Annotated in this window: 15 protein-coding genes, 2 tRNA genes and 1 pseudogene; 8 read left to right on the forward strand and 10 right to left on the reverse strand. The window is 69.4% G+C overall.

Annotated elements, in window-relative coordinates; all coding sequences use genetic code 11:
* Nucleotides 1–66: 66 nt before the first annotated feature.
* The 6 genes and pseudogenes from NPA30_RS12875 to NPA30_RS12905 all read right to left on the reverse strand — a co-directional run bounded on the left by NPA30_RS12875 (nucleotide 67) and on the right by NPA30_RS12905 (nucleotide 7,263).
* Nucleotides 67–1,581 carry an ABC transporter substrate-binding protein gene (locus NPA30_RS12875; protein ID WP_256803108.1) on the reverse strand — a complete coding sequence of 505 codons (1,515 nt, stop codon included), beginning with the start codon at nucleotides 1,579–1,581 and terminating at the stop codon, nucleotides 67–69.
* Nucleotides 1,578–3,613, reverse strand: a pseudogene (locus NPA30_RS19625) (dipeptide ABC transporter ATP-binding protein). Before NPA30_RS19625 ends, NPA30_RS12875 begins: the two are co-directional and overlap by 4 nt.
* Complete coding sequence (locus NPA30_RS12890; protein ID WP_256803252.1) at nucleotides 3,610–4,434, reverse strand: ABC transporter permease; 825 nt, start codon at nucleotides 4,432–4,434, stop codon at nucleotides 3,610–3,612. Before NPA30_RS12890 ends, NPA30_RS19625 begins: the two are co-directional and overlap by 4 nt.
* A gap of 32 nt (nucleotides 4,435–4,466) precedes the next feature.
* Nucleotides 4,467–5,405: an ABC transporter permease gene (locus NPA30_RS12895; RefSeq protein ID WP_256803110.1), complete on the reverse strand. Its 939-nt coding sequence runs from the start codon at nucleotides 5,403–5,405 to the stop codon at nucleotides 4,467–4,469.
* Nucleotides 5,406–5,425: 20 nt separating this feature from the next.
* Entirely contained in the window at nucleotides 5,426–6,376 is a 951-nt protein-coding gene (locus tag NPA30_RS12900) for a proline iminopeptidase-family hydrolase (RefSeq protein WP_256803111.1), read from the reverse strand.
* Complete coding sequence (locus NPA30_RS12905) at nucleotides 6,373–7,263, reverse strand: proline iminopeptidase-family hydrolase (protein ID WP_256803112.1); 891 nt, start codon at nucleotides 7,261–7,263, stop codon at nucleotides 6,373–6,375. The genes NPA30_RS12900 and NPA30_RS12905 overlap by 4 nt, the downstream gene beginning before the upstream one ends.
* Nucleotides 7,264–7,437: 174 nt before the next feature.
* On the opposite strand from NPA30_RS12905, the gene NPA30_RS12910 reads away from it, so the two are divergent.
* Nucleotides 7,438–8,199, forward strand: coding sequence for a LuxR family transcriptional regulator (locus NPA30_RS12910; RefSeq protein WP_256803113.1), 762 nt, complete (start codon nucleotides 7,438–7,440; stop codon nucleotides 8,197–8,199).
* Between the two features lie 259 nt (nucleotides 8,200–8,458).
* Here NPA30_RS12910 and NPA30_RS12915 read toward each other — a convergent pair.
* Nucleotides 8,459–8,533 (reverse strand) — tRNA-Gln (locus tag NPA30_RS12915).
* Between the two features lie 178 nt (nucleotides 8,534–8,711).
* Between NPA30_RS12915 and NPA30_RS12920 the strand changes: the two genes are divergently transcribed.
* Nucleotides 8,712–8,788 (forward strand) — tRNA-Pro (locus tag NPA30_RS12920).
* A gap of 306 nt (nucleotides 8,789–9,094) precedes the next feature.
* Here NPA30_RS12920 and NPA30_RS12925 read toward each other — a convergent pair.
* Together NPA30_RS12925 and NPA30_RS12930 are read right to left on the reverse strand one after the other, a co-directional pair.
* Complete coding sequence (locus NPA30_RS12925) at nucleotides 9,095–10,042, reverse strand: dihydrodipicolinate synthase family protein (protein ID WP_256803114.1); 948 nt, start codon at nucleotides 10,040–10,042, stop codon at nucleotides 9,095–9,097.
* Between the two features lie 119 nt (nucleotides 10,043–10,161).
* Nucleotides 10,162–10,827, reverse strand: a complete 666-nt coding sequence (locus NPA30_RS12930; protein ID WP_256803115.1) for a GntR family transcriptional regulator — start codon at nucleotides 10,825–10,827, stop codon at nucleotides 10,162–10,164.
* A 206-nt stretch (nucleotides 10,828–11,033) separates the two neighbouring features.
* On the opposite strand from NPA30_RS12930, the gene NPA30_RS12935 reads away from it, so the two are divergent.
* Genes NPA30_RS12935 through NPA30_RS12960 form a run of 6 tightly spaced genes read left to right on the forward strand, consistent with a single transcriptional unit; the run spans nucleotide 11,034 to nucleotide 18,055 of the window.
* A complete protein-coding gene (locus tag NPA30_RS12935) occupies nucleotides 11,034–12,092 on the forward strand; it encodes an ABC transporter substrate-binding protein (RefSeq protein WP_256803116.1) in 1,059 nt (352 codons plus the stop codon).
* 16 nt (nucleotides 12,093–12,108) lie between these two features.
* A complete protein-coding gene (locus NPA30_RS12940; RefSeq protein WP_256803117.1) occupies nucleotides 12,109–13,542 on the forward strand; it encodes a BPL-N domain-containing protein in 1,434 nt (477 codons plus the stop codon).
* Nucleotides 13,535–14,599 (forward strand): ABC transporter ATP-binding protein, encoded by a 1,065-nt coding sequence (locus tag NPA30_RS12945; protein WP_256803118.1) that lies wholly within the window; start codon nucleotides 13,535–13,537, stop codon nucleotides 14,597–14,599. The genes NPA30_RS12940 and NPA30_RS12945 overlap by 8 nt, the downstream gene beginning before the upstream one ends.
* A 12-nt stretch (nucleotides 14,600–14,611) precedes the next feature.
* Nucleotides 14,612–15,466 carry an ABC transporter permease gene (locus tag NPA30_RS12950; protein WP_256803119.1) on the forward strand — a complete coding sequence of 285 codons (855 nt, stop codon included), beginning with the start codon at nucleotides 14,612–14,614 and terminating at the stop codon, nucleotides 15,464–15,466.
* Nucleotides 15,466–16,254, forward strand: coding sequence for an ABC transporter permease (locus NPA30_RS12955; protein WP_256803120.1), 789 nt, complete (start codon nucleotides 15,466–15,468; stop codon nucleotides 16,252–16,254). The genes NPA30_RS12950 and NPA30_RS12955 overlap by 1 nt, the downstream gene beginning before the upstream one ends.
* A 4-nt stretch (nucleotides 16,255–16,258) precedes the next feature.
* Complete coding sequence (locus NPA30_RS12960; RefSeq protein WP_256803121.1) at nucleotides 16,259–18,055, forward strand: gamma-glutamyltransferase family protein; 1,797 nt, start codon at nucleotides 16,259–16,261, stop codon at nucleotides 18,053–18,055.
* A gap of 213 nt (nucleotides 18,056–18,268) precedes the next feature.
* Here the strand turns inward: NPA30_RS12960 and NPA30_RS12965 are convergent, their stop codons facing one another.
* Complete coding sequence (locus tag NPA30_RS12965) at nucleotides 18,269–19,264, reverse strand: ABC transporter ATP-binding protein (protein ID WP_256803253.1); 996 nt, start codon at nucleotides 19,262–19,264, stop codon at nucleotides 18,269–18,271.
* Nucleotides 19,265–19,276 lie beyond the last annotated feature (12 nt).

Raw genomic sequence — 19,276 nt, forward strand, 5'->3', positions numbered from 1 at the left:
TCGCTCGCTCCGGGACCGGCCCTTGCCGGAAGGTCGGCCCCGGATCGGATCAGGGTTGCCGTCGGCTCACTGCTTGTCGGTGTCTTCCAGGAAGAACCGGCCGAGCGGGTTCTGGTAGAAGTTGCTGACGCCTTTGCGCGAGACGTTGATGTAGGGGCTGTAGTAGAGGTCGACCCAGTTGACGTCCTCCTTGGCCTGCTTCTGCAGCTCGACATACATCTGCTCGCGCTTGGCCGGGTCCATTTCGATCCGCGCCTCGGCGACGAGCTTGGCGACGTCCGGGGCCTTGTAGCGCGTCATGTAGTTCATGTTGGTGTCGTCGCCGAGGACGAAGGTGGTCTTCTGGTCGGGGTCGAGGATGTCGTTGGTCCAGTAGCCGACCGCGACGTCGTAATTGCCGTCGACCAGCTGGTCCCATTGCTGGCTGGCGTCGATCTTCTGGATGTTGACCGTGACGCCGGCCTTGGCGAGTTGCTGCTGCAGCAGCACCGCGATCTGCTCGTCGACCTCGTCGCCGGCCTTGACCAAGTAGTCGAACGACAGGTCGCCGGCGCCGGCGCTCTCGAGCAGCTGCTTGGCCTTTTCCGGATCGTAGGGGCGGCGCAGGTTGTCGGCGTAGTAGTAGAGCGCGCCCTTCGGGATGTAGGAGTTGGCGACCTCTCCGATGCCGAAGGTCACGGTGTCGATGATCGCCTGCTTGTCGATCGCGAGATCGAGCGCCTGGCGCACCTCCTTCTTGCCCAGATCGCCGTGCTCGTGGTTGATCAGCAGCGCATCCTCACGGGTCGACGGTTCGAGATGCACCTCCAGATCGGGATCCTGCTTCAGCTGCGCGACGCGCGAGAACGGGACGAAGATGGCGGCGTCGATCTCGCCGGCCTGGACCTTGAGCATCCGCGTGTTGTCGTCCGGGATCGATATCCACTCGACGCCGTCGAGCTTGACGCGGTCGGCCTGCCAGAAGTTCGGGTTCTTCTCGAGCACGACGCGGTCGCCGCGCGCCCAGTCCTTGACCGTGAAGGCGCCCGAGGCGACCGGCTTGGCCGCATAGGCCTCCTCGCCCATCTCCTCCATCGCCTTCTTCGAGATGATCGAGGCGCCCGGCATGGCCAGCGTCGACAGGAAGGGCGCCGACGGCGAGGTCAGCTTGACCACCAGCGTGTGGTCGTCCGGCGTCTGCATGTCCTCGATGATCTTGTAGGAGTCGCTCCACAGCGAGAGCTCGTCGTCCCGGATGCGGGTCAGGGAGAACTTGGCGTCCTCGGCGGTGATCGGCGTGCCGTCGGAGAACTTCGCGTCGCGCAGGGTGAAGGTGTAGGTCAGGTTGTCGGACGACACCTCCCACGACTCCGCCAGCCCGGGCTCCAGTTTGGTGCCGGTCTTGTCGACCCGAACCAAGACGTCGAAGACGTTGGAAAACACCCAGAAGTCGATGTTCTGCGCGGTCGCGATCGGGTCGAAGGTGGTGGAATCCTCGCGGCGGCCGATGCTGAGGACACCGGCCGCCTCGGCGATGCCGGTGCCGAGGGTCAGGGCGGCGAGGGCGGTGGCGGCGGCAAGGTGCAGATGTCGTCTGGTCATGCGGACTCTCCTGTTGCGATCGGAATTGGGGACGCGTTCAGCGGGGTCGGCAGGGCGCCGGGCTCGAGGATGCAGGCCCAGCCGTGATCGTCGCGGCGGCGCAGCGACGGCGGCGGGTCGGCGTGGCAGCGCGCTTCGGCATGGGGGCAGCGGGGATGGAACGGGCAGCCGGCCGGCAGGCTCAGCGGGCTCGGCGGCTCGCCCTGCATCGGCGCGTCCGGCAGGACGATGTCCGGATCGATCTCCGGAATCGAGCGGATGAGGGCTGCCGTGTAGGGGTGGCGCGGCGCCGAGAACACGGCCTCGGTCGGACCTTCCTCGACGATCCGGCCGAGATACATCACCGCCACCCGATCGCAGAGCCGGCGCACGACCGCGAGATCATGGGCGATGAAGACCAGCGTCAGGTTCATCCGCTCCCTGAGGTCGATGAACAGGTTGATGATCTGGCCCTGGATCGAGACGTCGAGCGCGGCGACGCACTCGTCGGCGACGATCATCGTCGGCTCGATCGCGAGCGCCCGGGCGATGCCGACGCGCTGGCACTGTCCGCCGCTCAGCGCCTGCGGTCGCCGGTTCCCGAGCGTCGGATCGAGACCGACGAGGCTCAGAAGTTCCGACACCCGCGCCGGGATCTCGGCCGGCAACACCTTGCGGTGGACGCGCAGCACTTCGGCGATCGCCTCGCCGGCGGTGAGGCGCGGGTTGAGGGCGTTCGACGGATCCTGGAACACCATCGCCGTCTCCCGCCGAAGTCGGGCAAGATCCGCCCGGCGGCCGGCTGTCACGTCGATCCCGGCGAAGGCGACATGGCCGGAGGTGACCGGTTCGAGCCCGAGTATGGCGCGGCCGAGCGTGCTCTTGCCGCTGCCCGATTCGCCGACGAGGCCGATGGTCTCGCCGCGCCGGATGGCGAGCGAGACGCCGTTCAGCGCCTTGACGCTGCGGCGCCACAGACCGAGCGCACCGCCGCCGGAGACGGGGAAGTGCAGGACGAGATCGTCGACCTCGAGCAGCGACGCGGCCCGGTTCATGCCGTCTCCCGCGTCCGGAGGCTCGCCTGCCGAACGGGATTGTGGCAGGCGGCGAGGTGGTCGGGCGCAAACGGGTCCAGCGGCGGCTGCACCTCGGCGCAGGGCGAAACGGCATGCGAACAGCGCGGATGGAAGCGGCAGCCGGACGGCAGGGCATCGCTGGCGGGCGGGTAGCCGGGGATCGTGCGCAGCCGTCCCGAGCCGCCTGCCGTGCCCGGCTGGCAGGCCATCAGCCCCGCCGTATAGGGGTGCCGCGGATGCGCCAGCACCTCGCGCTTCGGCCCGATCTCGCAGACCCGTCCGCCATAGAGGACGCAGATCGAATCGCAGAGCTGGGCGACGACGCCGAGATCGTGCGTGATGAAGATGATCGACAGGCCGCGGCTGTCGCGGATCTCCTTCAGCAGCCGCAGGATCTGCGCCTGCACGGTGACGTCGAGGGCCGTCGTCGGCTCGTCGGCGATCAGGATCTCGGGATCGGAGGCCAGCGCCAGCGCGATCATCGCCCGCTGCCTCATGCCGCCGGAGAATTCGTGCGGGAACGCCGCGGCACGCTGCGCCGGATCGGGAATGCCGACCTGCCGCAGCAGTTCGACCGCCTTCTCATTCGCCTGCCGCCGCCTGCCGCCCTGGTGGAAGCGCACGCTCTCCGCGATCTGCTCGCCGATCCGCATCACCGGGTCGAGATGGCTCGCCGGGTTCTGGAAGATCATGCCGATCCGCCGCCCGCGAATGCTGCGAAAGGCGGCCTCGGGAAGGCCCATGATCTCCTCGCCGGCAAGCTCGACGCTGCCGCCGGCGAGCGCCAGCCGGCTGCTCGGCAGGAGCCGCATCAATGCCCGGCAGGCCATGGTCTTGCCCGAGCCGCTTTCGCCGACGAGCCCGAGGATCTCGCCGCGCCGCAGTGCGAACGACACGCCGTCGACGATCCGCGTGGCGGCCTCGCCGGCCCGGCTCTCGACCGTCAGACCCTCGACGCGCAGCAGCGGCGCGCTCATTGCCGCACGCCCAGCTTCTCGCCGAGCCCGTCGGCGACGAGGCTGAAGCCGAAGGCGAGGAGCACGATGGCAAGACCTGGGAAGGTGGCGATCCACCAGGCCGAGGTGACGAAAGCCTGGCCCTCCGCGACCATGATGCCCCATTCGGCGGTCGGCGGCTGCACGCCGAGGCCGAGATAGCTGATCGCCGCCCCGTTCAGGAGCACCAGCACCGCGTCGGACATCGAGAACACGATCGAGCCGACCATGGCGTTCGGCAGCAGATGGCGGAACATGATGCGGGCGTGGCCGAAGCCGAGGCTCCGCGCCGCCATCGCGAAGTCGCTCTGCCGCAGCACCAGGATCTGCGCCCGGATCAGCCGGGCGTAGGAGACCCAGCCGACCAGCGCCATGGCGATGTAGAAGCTGGCGAGTCCCGGCCCGAGGATGGCGATGATCGCCAGCATCAGGACGAGGAAGGGGAAGGCGAGGATGATGTCGACGACGCGCATGAACAGGCTGTCGGTCAGCCCGCCAAAATAGCCGGACAGCGTTCCGGCGGCCGTTCCGATCAGGAACGGGAAGATCACGCCGAGAACCGCGATCTGCAGATCCACCCGCGTGCCCCAGACGACGCGCGAGAGGATGTCGCGGCCGTAATTGTCGGTGCCGAAGGGATGCGCCGCCGAGGGGGCCGCGAGCCGCGCCGTTGCGTCCTGGAAGATCGGATCGTAGGGCGCGACCAGCGGCGCCGCGACCGCGACGAAGACGAACGCCGCCAGCAGCACCGCACCGATCAGGAGCGCATGCGGCATGCCGGCCGTCCGCCGGCGCAAGCGCATGCGGCGCGTCGGTGCCGGCGCGGCGAGCGCGCTCACAGCGTCACCCTGGGGTCGAGGGTGACGGTGAGGACGTCGGCGAGGAAGTTCACCACCACCGAGGCCACGGCGAAGACCATGGCGACGCCCTGCACCACCATGTAGTCGCGGGTGAAGATCGCCCGCACCAGCAGCTGTCCCATCCCGGGGATGGCAAAGACGCTCTCGATGACCACGGTGCCTCCGATCAGCCAGCCGATGTTGACGGCGAGAAGGTTCAGGGTCGGGATCAGCGAGTTCGGCAGCACGTGGCGGCGGAAGACGACGCTCTCCGGCAAGCCGCGCGCGCGCACGGCCGTCGCCGCGTCCGACTGCGTCTCGGCGATCAGGCTGGCCCGCAGGCTGCGGGTGAGGACGGCCGACAGCGACAGCGCGATGGTGAGGCACGGCAGCACCATGTGGTGCAGCTTGTCGATCCAGGTGTCGCCGTAGCCGGACACCGGGAAGAGGTCGAGGCGGACGCTGAACAGGATGATCAGCATGATGGCGAGCCAGAAGGCGGGCAGCCCGAGGCCGCCGGTCGACACCACCCGGACCAGGTGGTCCACCCAGCCGCCGCGATGGGTGGCGGCGAGCGTCGCCAGCGGCACCGCGATCAGCAGCGCGAGGACGACGCTGCCGAGCACCAGGACGACCGTCGGCTCCAGCCGCTCGAATACCAGTCCGAGCACGTCGACCTTGTAGAGGATCGAGCGGCCCATCTCGCCATGGGCGAGGTTCTTCAGGAAGTAGAAATACTGCGTCCACAGCGGTTCATCGAGGCCGTACTGGGCGCGGATGCGGGCGAGGGCGGTCGGCGTCGCCCGCGTGCCCAGCAGGATCCGCGCGGGGTCGCCGGGGATCGCTCGCACCAGCAGAAAGGTGATGACGCTGATCCCGAACAGTACGGGCAGCAACTGCAGCGGTCGGGTCAGAACGAAGCGGTAGCGGTGCATCCGCGGTCAGCGTCCCCTCGTCAAGCGCGGCGATCCCGCCGCTGGCGTCCCAGGAAGTCGAGGAGCACGGCGCGGTAGGCCTCCGGCTCCTCGTAGAAGGGCGAATGCGAGCTCTCCTGAAAGATCCGGATCTCGGATCCCGGGATCGCGCGGTGCATGCGCGCGGCGCAGGCCGGCGTCAGCACGTCGTGCGTGCCGCCGAGGATCAGCGTCGGCCAGGTGAAGCCGGCGATCGCCTCGGTGCGGCGAAAGCTGCGGATCGAGCCGGTGTAGCAGTACTCGTTCGGCCCCTGGATCGCTTCGAAGATCGGCGCGTTGTAGCCGGCCTTGGAGCGCCGCACCGGCTCCGGACGCTCGGGCAGGCGACGGATGTGGCGGAAGTCCAGAAGGTCGACGGCGGCCTTGTAGGCGGGATGATCGTAGCGCTCCTCCGCCTCGAAACGCTGCATCATGGACACCGTCTCCGGGCCCAGCGCCGAGCGCAGCCGCTCGATCTCGGTCAGGAGATGCGGGATGTCCGCCGCCGTGTTGGCGAGCACCATGGAGGCGATGCGCTGCGGGTGGGTGAGGGCGTATTCGATGCCGCACCAGCCGCCCCAGGAGTGGCCGAGGACGTGCACCCGGTCGAGCCCGAAGGCGGCGAGCACCGCCTCGACCTCCTCGACGTAGCGGTGCAGGGTCCACAGGGCCGGGTCGTCCGGATGATCCGAGGCGCCGGTGCCGAGCTGGTCGTGCACGACGACGCGGTAGCCCGCATCGACCAGCGGCAGATGCGGATCGCGCAGGTAGTCGCAGGGCAGGCCCGGGCCGCCGTTCAGCAGGAACAGGACCTCGTCGCCGGTGCCGTAGCTGTAGCCGATCACCGTGCCGCCGGGCACGGCGATGTCGCGGCGCTCGTCCGGTTCCCGGTCCTGCCAGACCGCAAAGCCGGAGGGCGTCTCGCTCGAGTCCCGGATGGTGGCCGCCGTCACGTTCGGCCCCGCCGCTCGAGGAAGTCGAGGAGCACCGGGAAGAAGGCCTGCGGCTCCTCGAAGAACGGCATGTGGCTGGAGTTCGGGAACACCTTCAGTTCTGCGTCGGGCAGGGCGTGCTTCATCCGCGCCGCGCAGGCCGGCGTCAGTTCGTCGTGCTGGCCGACGGTGATCAGCACCGGCACCGTGATCCGGTGCATGTCGGGGATGCGGTTCCAGTCCTTCAGGTTGCCGGTGTAGAGGAATTCGTTCGGGCCCTGGATGGTCTCGTAGGGGGCCATGTTCCAGTCGTTCAGCGAGCGCTGTACGGGCGCCGGCCAGTCGGCGAGACGGCAGACATGGCGATAGTTCAGGATGGTGATCGCTGCCTGGTATTCGGGATGCGACAGCGTCCCCTCCGCTTCGTGCCGCTGCATCATCGCCACCGTCTGCGGGCCGAGCGCCGCGCGCAGCCGCTCCAGCTCGGAGACGAGATGCGGGATGTCGGCCGCGGTGTTCTCCAGGACGAGCGTCTTCAGCGCCTCCGGATGGGTGAGGGCATACTCGATCGACAGCCAGCCGCCCCAGGACTGCCCGACGAGATGCACCCGCCCGAGCCCGAGCGCCTGGCGCACCGTCTCCACCTCCTCGACGTAGCGGGTGATGGTCCAGAGCGCGGGGTCGCTGGGCCGGTCGGAGCGGCCGGTGCCGAGCTGGTCGAAGGCGACGACGCGGTAGCCGTGGTCCTTGAGGCAGGAATGGGAGTCGCGCAGATAGTCGCAGGGCAGGCCGGGCCCGCCATTGAGGCAGAAGACCACCTCCTCGCCCGCACCGAAGCTGTAGGTGACGACCCTGTGGCCGGCGACCTCGACCTCTCGCGTCTCGTCCGGTTCGATCTCACGCCACACGCCAGCGCTCCTTATTCTGCCCCGCCGGCATCTCGCGGCGCGGCAAACCAGACTAGCCAGGCCCGCCGATCCACTTCCAGCTATCAGTTCTGATAGGGTCTCCGGCGGCGAGCTTGCATGCGGACGCCCAAGATGTAAACATGCCTGCGAATTGATCAGGCGGCGATGTCCTTGATGTTCCGGCATGTTTCCGAGATCGAGACCTACTTCGCGCAGGCCGGGTCGCTCGCCGGACGCATCGAGCTGGCGACGCAGGCGATGGCCGGGTTCGGCCTGACCTCGCTGGTCTACGATTACACGCCGGTGAAGTACGCGCATGGCGGCGAACTGATCACGCCGTCCTACCTCAGCATGCGCAATCTGCCGCGCGACATGGCGAGCATCTGGTGCGACGAGGGCTACTACCAGATCGATCCGGTCCAGCAGCTCGCCTTTCGCTCCAGCGCGCCGTTCGTCTGGTGCTATCGCTCGAACGGACGCACGCGGCTCAACCGCTTCCTCGGGGACTGCCACGCGCCGGTGATCGACTACGTCCATGACAGCCGGATCACGTCCGGCATGACCGTTCCGGTGCATCTGCCGGACGGCGCCTGCGCGACCGTGACCGGGATCTGCCAGGACGCCGCCGACGACTTCGAGCGCGAGGCCGGCGAGGTTCTGGCCGCGTTCGGCCTGTTCGCGCACGTGATGCACGAGGCGCTGCAGCGGCTCTTCGACGACGGCCAGCGCCGCTCGCGCGGGGTCCAGCTGACGCCGCGCGAGCGGGAATGCGTGCGCTTTTCGGCCGACGGCCTGTCGGCGAAGGCGATCTCCGCGCGCATCGACCGCGCCGTGCCCACGGTCGAGATGCACCTGAAGTCCGCCGCCCGCAAGCTCGGCGCCCGCAACCGGGCGCAGCTGATTGCCCGCGCCGCGCATTACGGGCTCCTGACCTGAGACTGCCGACCTCGCGTGTCCTGCGTCTCGTTCGCCGCGGCTCGCACTGCCGACGGGGGAGGCGGGTGATGAGTAAACGGCTGGAGCCCGCTCGGATGTGTTCGGAAGGAGATGGCGCCGACGACGTTCGGCGCGCCACCCCGATCGCGCGGCGAATCGGCCGCGGACTTCGGCGCCCTTCGATGCGGCGAGCCGGCGGATCCGTATTGCCCGTTTCCGGTCATCGGGTGGTGGCGGACTGGAAGGGCTTTGCCGGCTCTGGCTGGGGCGGCAGGATTCGAACCTGCGTATGGCGGTACCAAAAACCGCTGCCTTACCGCTTGGCGACGCCCCATCGGCTCCAGACGGAACGGCGGGAGCTATATCTCGTCGCTCGCGGAGTGGCAACGCGCTGCCCGTGTGGCGCGGCCCAAATCGCCTGCGCCCCTGGCACGGACCGCCGGCTTCGACCGTGTCGCCGGTTTCGGCTTGCGGCGACGGTAAGCTCTCGCTATATACGCCGCCGCAGGTCACGGAGTGTAGCGCAGCCTGGTAGCGCACCTCGTTCGGGACGAGGGGGTCGCAGGTTCAAATCCTGCCACTCCGACCAGCCAGCCCGTTTGCACGCATCGGGCTTCACGGAGCCTCCCGAAAGGGCTTCGAGCCTCCCGACACAGAAACCGTGACAGATGCAACGCCGGACATCCCGGTCGAGTCCGTCGGGAATCGAGGACGGGCCCTTCTCGAGACGTTAGACGTCGGAAGCCGCCCGATCCGGACTCCCGGCATCGGCTGGTGCATCGTCTTTGCCGCATCGACCTTAAGCCCGTGGCTGCGGGCCGCGACGACCCCGCTTGGCAGCGCCGCTGCCCAGCCGAACGCTCTCCGGCCGGGCGAGCGGGTGATCGCCGGGGATCTACTGGTGGCGCGCCGTCTTCGACCACTCGGCATACCAGCTCCGGAACAGGTGGTACTGCTGCTCCGCATAGCCGCGCTGCGCCTCGGTGAGGGCATCGGTCTCGTTGAAATGGTGCGTGTAGGCGGCATCTCCGGTCATGACCATCAGGTGCTTGTAGAAGAGGACGAGGTCCGGCCCCTCGTCGAAGGAGGCGAGGACCGCGAAGGCCTCGTCGAGTTCCTTCGCCCGGGCGCGCGCGGCAAGGTCGCCCGCCGCCGCCTTCTCGCAGAGCGCGACGAGGTGCAGCACCTCCTTCGGCAGGACGTTGCCGATGCCGGTGATCGCGCCGGTCGCGCCGCAGTTGACGTAGCCGTGGAACACCTTGGTGTCGACGCCGACCATCAGCACCACCTCGTCGCTGCCGGAGGTGATGGTCTCGGCGGCATAGCGCAGGTCCGCCGCGCCTCCGAACTCCTTGAAGCCGACGAGGTTTGGATGCTCGGCCCGCAGCGCGAAGAAGAGGTCCGCCCGGGTGGCGAAGCCGTAATACGGGCTGTTGTAGATCACCGCGGGCAGGTCCGGAGCGGCCGCGAGCACCGCCTTGAAGTGCGCCTTCTGCGCCGTCGGCGAGCTGCCGCGCGACAGGACGCGCGGGATCACCATCAGGCCCTTCGCGCCGACTTCGGCGGCATGGGCGGCATGGGCGACGGCGGACTGCGTGTTGACCGCGCCGGTGCCGACGATCACCGGGACGCCTGCGGCGGCCAGGCGCGCCACGCCCTCCTGGCGCTCTGCGTCGGTCAGGAGCGGCCAGTCGCCCATGGAGCCGCAATACACCACCGCCGACATGCCGGCCTCGACGAGCTCGCGCCCCTTGCGCACGAGCGCGTCGAAGTCGGGGGAGCGGTCCGGCCCGCAGGGTGTCATCAGGGCGGGGATGCAGCCGGTGAAGATGCTGTTGTCCATGGGACGGGGTCCTTGCTTCGGTGTGGATGTCGTATCGGATGCCGTTCGGTTCGGAGCGGACGGGTCTCCTTTGGGCGTCGCCTCGGGCTCGACCGCGCGGGCGGGCGTCGGAGCCGCGCTCATCGATCCTGGGCCTCGTCGAGAGCCGCCCGCAGGTCGGAGCGGACGCCGTCGATGTGCTGCCAGAGCGTGGCGGTCGCCGCCGCCACGTCGCCGCTGCGGCAGAGCGCGAGCAGCCGGCCATGCTCCTCCATGGCACGATCCAGCGCCGCGGTCGTCGACAGCTGCATCCGCGTGTAGCGCTCGGAGGTCTGGAGGAGGCCGGCCACGATCTGCCGCGACTTCGGCTGGTCCGCCCGGGCATAGAGGGCCATGTGGAACTGGGCGTTGAGGACGCCGTAGGCGCGCTTGTCGCCGGCGGCGGCGGCCTCGGTGTAGCGCTGGTGGATCGTCTCGGCCGCGGCGAGGTCGTCGCCGGTCATGTGCACCATCGAGCTCGCCAGAAGGCGCGGCTCGATCAGGCTCCGCAGCGCGAAGACGTCCTCGATTTCGGCGCGCGAGACGCCGGACACGACGGCGCCGCGATGCGGCTCCATCGTCAGCAGACCTTCTGCATCGAGTTGCAGGAGTGCCTCCCGCACGGGGATCCGGCTGACGCCGAACCGCTCGGCGAGCGCATCCTGCCGCAGCAGGGTCCCGGCCGCATAGTCGCCGGAGAGGATGGCGTCGCGGATCTCGTCGAGCAGCGCGCGGGCGAGCGTCTTCGGTCTCGGCTGGAGCGTCATCAACGTTCGGTTCAACCTCGCATCTTGAAGTTGTCGTATACTGTATACGATGCGCGGACGCCATCGTGCCACGGCGAAATCGCGGCCGTCTGACCGCGGATATGCGGACAACGGCTTCCTGCGGCAAAGTTGGCATTCAAAGTTGCGCGCTGAACGTATCCCGTATACAAAATTGAAACATGATCGAGATGACGAGAGGACGGACGATGAAGAGACGCGATTTTCTCAAGCTCGCTGGCTCGACGGCGCTCGCGTCGCCGTTTCTCGGCGCGGCACCCGTGTTCGCTCAGGATGCGTCCAGCATCTCGATGATGACGTGGGGCGGCCTGTGGGGCTCCAGCATGGCCAAGCGCGTCGGCGAGCCGTTCACGGCCAAGACGGGGATCAGCGTCGTCCAGGATACGGGGTCGAGCCCGGTCGAGCGGATCACCAAGCTGAAGATCAGCGCCGGCGACCAGATGTACGACCTCGTCCAGCTGCATGACGGCGTCGTGCCTCTCGCCGAAGCCCAGGGCGTCCTGGAGACGCTGGATCCGGCGAGCCCCCGCCTGTCGAACCTTGCGGCGGTTCCGGACCGCTTCAAGAGCGACGGTTGGGTGGCGATGATCTATTCGGCGCTCGGCATCATCTACAATCCCGACATGGTGAAGACCCCGCCCACCAGCTTCGCCGACCTGTGGAACGAAGAGTATGCCGGACGCATCGTGCTGCCCGACATCAACCACTCGATCGGTCCGTACATCGTGCCGATCGGCGCACTGGCGGCCGGCAAGGATCTGAAGGACGCGGATGCCGGCTTCGAGAAGCTGCGCGAGCTGGCCGCGCTCGATCCGATCTGGGCACGCGACACCGATTCCATCATGGGCGCGCTGACGAGCGGCGAGGCGGCGATCGGCCTCCTCTACAAGTCGCAGACCTACACGGTGCGCGAGAAGGGCGCGAAGGCCGAGTGGGTGTTCCCGAAGGAGGGCGCGATCGCCTACATGTCCGGCACCAGCATCGCCAAGGGCAGCAAGCACCTCGAAGCGGCGGAGACCTACGTCAACATGACGATCGATCCGGACATCCAGGGCTGGGTGGCCGAGGTCTACAACTACGCGCCGACCAATCCGCAGGCGCTCGCCAAGCTGTCGCCGGAGCTGCAGGAGCGCGTGCAGTTCACGCCCGAGCAGAACGACCGCATCATCGCGCTCGATCAGGACTACATGTCGCAGAACCGCGCCGACTGGACCGATCGCTGGAACCGCATCATCGCGGGCGGCTGAGCGGCCCGGACCCTGCATGAGCGTCGCCTTTGCCGAACCCGGGCCCTTCGACGGCGCGGCCCTCGCCTTCGTCAGCCGCGCCCGCGCGGCGGGCGGCGTCCGCCGTCGGCTGTCCGGAGCGTACCTGCTGCCGGACGCGCTGGCAGAGCCCGCGCGCCGCGCCGGACTGCGTCCGTCCGACGCCGGGCCGCAGACGGGCGCCCAGGCGGATGCGGCAAAGGGCGATGTGCTGCCGCCGCCGCCGCCGCGGATCGCTCTCTACCGCGGCGCTGCGGTCGGCTATCCCTACTGGGCCTATTATGCGCATGCGCTCCTGAGCGTCGGACTGGTGCCGGAGCCGGTCGATGCCGAGGCCATTCTCGCCGGCGCCCTCGACCGCGCGGACTGCCTGGTGATGCCGGGAGGCTTCGCCACCTGGGGCCTCGACCGGGCGGAGCAGCGCGCGCATCTCGACGCGGCGGTCCGCAGCTTCATCGACGGCGGCGGCGCTTACGTCGGCTCCTGCGGCGGCGCCTACTACGCCTCGTCGGGCCGTCCGGGATGGCTCGACGCCTTTCCGCTGACGCCCCGCTACACCCAGGAGTATCTGTCCACCGGCGCGGGGCTGGTGAGCGTTCGCCTCGGCAGCCACGCGCTGGCGCAGGGCCTGCCGCCGGCGATCGAGATGCCGTACTACCACGGGCCGGTCTATGATCGTCCGGACTGGCCGGCGGCCGAAGACGGTCCTGCCGTCGCCGGCGCCTTCCGCTCGTTGGTCGCCCCGTCCCGGCTGTTCATCGACAACCCGCTGTCTGCCGAGCGCTTCGCCGAGATGGCCGACCGCCCTGCGATCCTTGCACGACGGGACGTCGGCGGCCGCTTCGTCGTGTTCTCCCCGCACCCCGAGATGGGCGAGTTCGTGCGCAAGGGCATCGCGCTCGACGGCTATGTCCGGCATTACCTCCCGATCCGCGGCACGAAGGTCATGGACGAGACCCTGCGCTTCTACATGGCCGACGAGTCCGCCGGCTTCCGGCTGATCGCGAACGCGGTCGACTGGCTCTGCCCGCAGGGCGCGCGGGGCGAGGCCGGCGATCGTCCCGCTCCGGCGCACGATCCGCTCGACCGCCTCGATCCGCTCGTCGCCTGCGGCCTGGCAGCGCTCGACCGCCTTGCCCGCCAGGAGACCGCCGAGATGGAAGGCCTCGTGCGGCGGCAGGCCGAAGCGCTGTCGGAGGAGTGGGCGCGCCTGCGCGATCCGCTGGCGACCGCGTCCGGCCGCAGCGCCGCGGCGATCGTCGCCGTGCTCGATGCGGCGGCCGACGATGCCGGGCCGGATTTCGAAACGCGCTTTGCCGGCGCACGCCTCGCCGAGGCGCTGGTGCTTTGCGAGCTTCCCGTCCGGCTTGCCAGCGTCGCCCGACGCTGCCTCCTCTTGGACGCCCAGATCGCAGAAGGATCGCATGCCTGAACGCGCCGCCGACGTCCGGTTCGAAGCGACGGAAAAGTCCTTCGGCCCGGTGCACGCCCTCCATCCGCTGTCGCTGACGATCGAGCCGGGAACGCTCTTCGCCCTGCTCGGTCCATCCGGATGCGGCAAGACGACGACCCTGCGGCTGGTCGCCGGTTTCGAACAGCCGAGCGCGGGGCAGGTGTTCATCGCCGGCAAGGACGTGACGGGGCTGCCGGCCTACAAGCGCAATTTCGGCATGGTCTTCCAGAGCTTCGCGCTGTTTCCCCATCTCACGGTCGGCGAGAACGTCGCCTTCGGCCTGCAGATGCGCCGCGTCTCGCGCAGCGAGACGGCCACGCGGGTCCAGCGCGCGCTCGATCTCGTGGCGCTCGGCCGCTACGCGGACCGCTATCCGTCCGAGCTGTCCGGAGGCCAGCAGCAGCGCGTCGCGCTCGCCCGCGCGGTCGTCTTCGAGCCGGACGTGCTCCTGCTCGACGAGCCGCTGTCGGCGCTCGACAAGATGCTGCGCGAGCAGATGCAGGTGGAGATCCGGCAGCTGCAGCAGCGGCTGGGGATGACCACCGTCTTCGTCACGCACGACCAGGAGGAGGCGCTGACCATGGCGGACCGCATCGCGGTGATGCGCGACGGTCGGCTGCTGCAGGCCGGTGCGCCGCGCGACATCTACGAACGGCCGGACTCACAATTTGTCGCGACGTTCCTCGGCGCAAGCAACATCCTCACCGCGACGGTCGAGGGCATCGAGGACGGTACCGTCGTCGCCGCACTCGCCGGCCAGACGGTGCGCGCCGCCGCGCCGCCACGCCAGCCCGAGCGCGGCGCCGAGATCGCCCTCGCTCTGCGGCCCGAGCGGATCGCCATCGGGGAGACCGGCCTCGTCGAAGCCCGGGTCGAAGACTTCATCTACCGCGGCGCGACCGTGCAGGTGTCGCTGGATCTCGCCGGGCAGCCGCTCAACGCGACGCTTCCGAGCGACCGCGCCCTCGGGCTCAAGCCGGGCGCACAGGTTCGCCTCTCCTGGCCCGACGACGCGCTCGTCGCGCTGTCGGGCTGAGGAGCCGCGCCGATGCCCTCGCTCCGCCTGTCCAGTCTGGCCCTCCTCGCGCCGCCCGTGCTGCTGCTCGGCGTCTTCTTCGTGATGCCGCTCTGCTATCTCCTGTTCGTCAGCTTCATGACGAACTCGATGGGCGATCTCTACGAGACGGTCCCGACGCTGGCGAACTACACGGAGATCGTCTCCGACCCCTTCTATCATCTCATCATCGAGCGCACGCTTCTGTCGACGGCGGTGATCCTGATCGCCTGCTTTCTCATCGGCTACCCGGTGGCGCTCTACGCCTCCCGCCTCGAGGCCCGCGGCCGGCTCCTCCTGCTGATGGCGCTGATGGTGCCGCTGATGGTCTCCAACGTCGTGCGCGCCTATGGCTGGGTCGCCATCCTCGGCCGGCAGGGTGTGGTGTCGGGAACGCTGAACACCGTCGGCCTCGTCGATCGCCCGATGTCCTTCCTCTACGACTTCCAGGCCGTCACCCTCGGCCTTCTGACCATCCTTCTTCCCTTCATGGTGATCACGCTCACCAATTCGCTGATGACCATCGACGAGCGCTATCGTGAGGCGGCGGAGGCGCTCGGAGCCGGGCCTTGGCGCACCTTCCTGCGCGTGACGCTGCCGATGTCGAGCCCCGGCATCGCGTCGGGCCTGATGCTCGTGACCTTCCTCACCCTGTCGGCCTACGTGACCGTCGCGCTGCTCGGCGGGCCGCGCTACAAGCTGCTCGTCAGCTTCGTGTTCGACAGCGTCTCGTCCTTCCGCTGGCCTCGCGCCGCTGCACTGTCCTTCGTGCTCCTGATCCTGGCGCTGGTCGTGGCCGCCGTCATCCAGATCATCGTCCGGCCCGGCCGGGTGAAGGGGCGCGGCTGATGACCTTCGGCGGCGTCCTCCTGCGCGCGATCGTGGTGATCGCGATGGGCCTGATCCTGGGGCCGATCGTCATCGTCCTCGTGCTGTCGTTCAGTTCGGGCAACTCCCTGTCCTTCCCGCCTCCGGGCCTGTCGTTGCAGTGGTTCGTGGAGTTCTTTCACGCCGGCCAGATGCGGGACGCCTTCCTGCTCTCGATCGGGCTCGCCTTCGCGGCGGCCTGCGGATCCACGCTGGTCGGTCTCCTGACGGCGCTCTACACGACGCGCCGGCGCGGCATCCTCGGCTCGGTCCTGCAGACCCTGGCGATGGCGCCGCTGGTGTTTCCGGCGCTGATCCTCGGCCTCGCCCTGCTGCTGCTCTACCGCACGATCAACATGCCGGTGCTGCCCGGCCTGTTCGTCGCGCATGTCGTGGTCTGCCTGCCTTATGCCTTCCGCGCGGTGCTGACCTCGCTGCAGAGCTTCGACACGCGCTACGAGGAGGCGGCCCACAGCCTCGGCGCGGGGCCGGTGCGCGCCTTCATGCGCGTCACGCTGCCGATCATCTGGCCCGGGGTCCTGTCCGGCTGGCTGTTCGCCTTCGTCGTCTCGTTCGGCGAGCTGAACACCGCGCTCTTCCTGACCGGGCCGGGCGTGACCACGCTGCCGATCGAGATCTTCAGCTACCTGCAGTTCCAGGGCAACCAGCTTGTGGTGGCCGCGGCCAGCGCCCTGCAGGTCGGCGTCATCCTGCTGCTCCTGCTGGCCGCCGAACGCGTGATCGGCGCGCGCCGGATCGTTTCGAGGTGAGACCATGACGCAGTTCACGACGCGGCCCGAGCTCAAGGGAACCTTCGGCGCGGTGTCGGCCACCCACTGGCTGGGCACCGCGGTCGGCATGTCGATCCTGGAGCGCGGCGGCAACGCCTTCGATGCCGCGGCGGCGATCGGCTTCACGCTGCAGATCGTCGAGCCGCATCTGAACGGCCCGGGCGGCGAGGTGCCGATCATCGCCATGCGCGGGTCGGACGCGACGCCCGTGGTGATCTGCGGCCAGGGCACCGCGCCGGCGCTCGCGACGACCGAGCGGTTCCGCGAACTCGGGCTGAAGATGGTGCCGGGCACGGGCCTGCTCCCCGCGGTGGTGCCGGGCGCCTTCGGCGCGTGGCTGCTGCTCCTGCGGGACTACGGCACGATGCCGCTCGACACGGTGCTGGAGGCGGCGATTGGCTATGCCGAGCGCGGTTTCCCGCTGTTGACGCGCGCCGCCGACAGCATCCGGCCGGTGCGCGATCTCTTCACCGAGGAATGGCCGAGTTCCGGCGCCGTCTGGCTCGACTCCGGCAATGTGCCGACGACGGACGTGCCGTTCCGCACCCCGGTGATCGCGGCGACCTATCGCCGGATCCTCGCCGAGGCCGATGCCAGCGCTGGCCCGGGCGCCAGCCGCGAGATGCGGATCGAGGCGGCCCGGCGCGTCTTCTACGAAGGCTTCGTCGCCGAGGCCATCGACGCCTTCTATCGACGGGAGGTGCTGTTCGACACGACCGGTCGCCGCAATGGCGGCCTCCTGCGCGGTGACGATCTCGCCGCCTGGACGGCCACCGTCGAGCCGACGCTCTCGCGGCGCTTCGCGGGCGTCGAGGTGCACAAGACCGGCCCGTGGGGCCAGGGCCCGGTGATGCTGCAGCAGCTCGCCCTGCTTGAGCAGCGCGGCATCGCCGATCTCGATCCGCGCAGCGACGCCTTCATCCACACGGTGGTCGAGTGCGCCAAGCTCGCCTTCGTCGACCGCGAGACCTTCTACGGCGATCCGGACTTCAGCGACATTCCGGTCGACGTGCTCCTGTCGGACGACTACGCCCGCCGGCGCGCGGCCTCGATCACCGATGCCGCCTCGCGCGAGCTCGTCCCCAGCCATCTCGAGGACGCGGCACGGCGGCTGGCGATCATCGCGGCGCGCGCCGGAAGCGAGGTGCCCGAGGGGCCGGGCGGCGGCGAGGTGACCTTTGCGCCGCTTCCCGCCGTGGAAGGCGACACGGTGCATCTCGACGTCGTCGATCGCTGGGGCAACATGGTGTCGGCGACGCCCTCGGGCGGATGGCTGCAGTCCTCGCCGGTGATCCCGGAGCTCGGCTTTCCGATCTCGACCCGCGGTCAGATGTTCTGGCTCGACGAGGGCCTGCCCTCGACGCTGCGCCCGCGCAGCCGCCCCCGCACCACGCTGACGCCGACCCTCGTCACCCGCGACGGCCGCCCGGCGATCGCCATCGGCACGCCCGGCGGCGACCAGCAGGACCAGTGGCCGCTCGTCGTGCTCCTGCGCCGGCTGTTGCACGGCCAGGGCCTGCAGCGGGCGATCGACGCGCCGATGTTCCACTCGCGGCACTTCCCGGGGTCGTTCTATCCGCGCGACTACCAGCCGAACCGCCTGCTGATCGAAGGTCGTCACGACGCCGGTGTACTGGACGCCCTGCGCGGCCGCGGGCACGATCTCACAGTCACCGAGGACTGGGCGCTCGGCCGCGTCTGCGCCGTCGAGAGCGACAGGTCGCTCGTCCGCGCGGCAGCGACGCCCCGCCACATGCAGAGCTACGCGATCGCGCGGTGAGGCCTCAGGCGATCGTGCGACGGCGCGCCGGTCCTCACGGGACGATCGCTTGCGCCGTTTGAGGTCAGGCGCGCGGCCCGATCGGCATCGATCGAGTCTCGCCGCCGATCTTCCATAAGCACGGCATCCTCGGACGGAACGACATCGGCAGGCCGGGCGCCGCGGCGCGTTCGGCCATCCTCGTCGCGTCTGCCGCCGCGGCGGGGGGTCGGCTCAGGTGCGGTCGGAGAAGTGGCAGGCCGCCCAGTGGTCCGGGCGCACCTCCGCCAGCGGCGGCGTCACCTCGGCACAGATCCCCTGCGCCATCCAGCACCGGGTCCGGAAGGGGCAGCCGGACGGCGGATCGATCGGGCTCGGCACCTCGCCCTTGAGCACGATGCGCTCACGCCCGCGCACGCCGCCTTCGCCGGGAATGGCCGACAGGAGGGCCTTGGTGTAGGGCATCCGCGGGTCGGCGTAGAGTTCCTCGGCCTTCGCCACCTCGACCAGCTTGCCGAGATACATCACCCCGACGCGGTCGCTGAAATACTCGACGACGGACAGGTCGTGCGCGATGAAGAGGTAGGTGAGCCCGAACTCCGCCTGCAGCTCCGACAGGAGGTTCAGCACCTGCGCCTGAACCGACACGTCGAGCGCCGAGACCGGTTCGTCGGCCAGGATGAACTTCGGCCGGAGCGCGAGGGCCCGGGCGATGCCGATCCGCTGGCGCTGGCCGCCGCTGAATTCGTGCGGATGGCGATCGAGATGCTCGCGGCGCAAGCCGACCCGCTCCACCAGCCACTCGACGCGCTCGCGCCGCTCCGGCCGGGGGAGGTCGCGCTGGATGTCGAGCCCCTCGGCGATCAGCTCGCGCACCGTCATCCGAGGATCGAGCGAACTCATCGGGTCCTGGAAGATCACCTGCAGGTCCTTGCGCCGGCGGCGCAAGCGCCGGCGCGAGAGGGAGGCGAGATCCTCGCCCTCGAACCGGACCTCGCCGGCGGTCGGCGTCTCGAGCCGCACGATCGAGCGGGCGAGGGTCGACTTGCCGCAGCCGGATTCGCCCACGAGGCCGAAGGTCTCGCCCCTGAAGATGCTGAAGGAGACGTCGTCGACCGCCTTCACCCATTGGGTTCGGCCGGAGAGGAGGCCGCCGCCGACGGGGAAATGGGTCTTGAGGTTGCGCACCTCGAGGATCGGGTCCGCCTCGCGCGCCGCAGGCGACGTCATGGGTTCGGCGGT

The organism is Mangrovibrevibacter kandeliae, assembly GCF_024519155.1.
GTDB classification, from domain to species: domain Bacteria; phylum Pseudomonadota; class Alphaproteobacteria; order Rhizobiales; family Rhizobiaceae; genus Mangrovibrevibacter; species Mangrovibrevibacter kandeliae.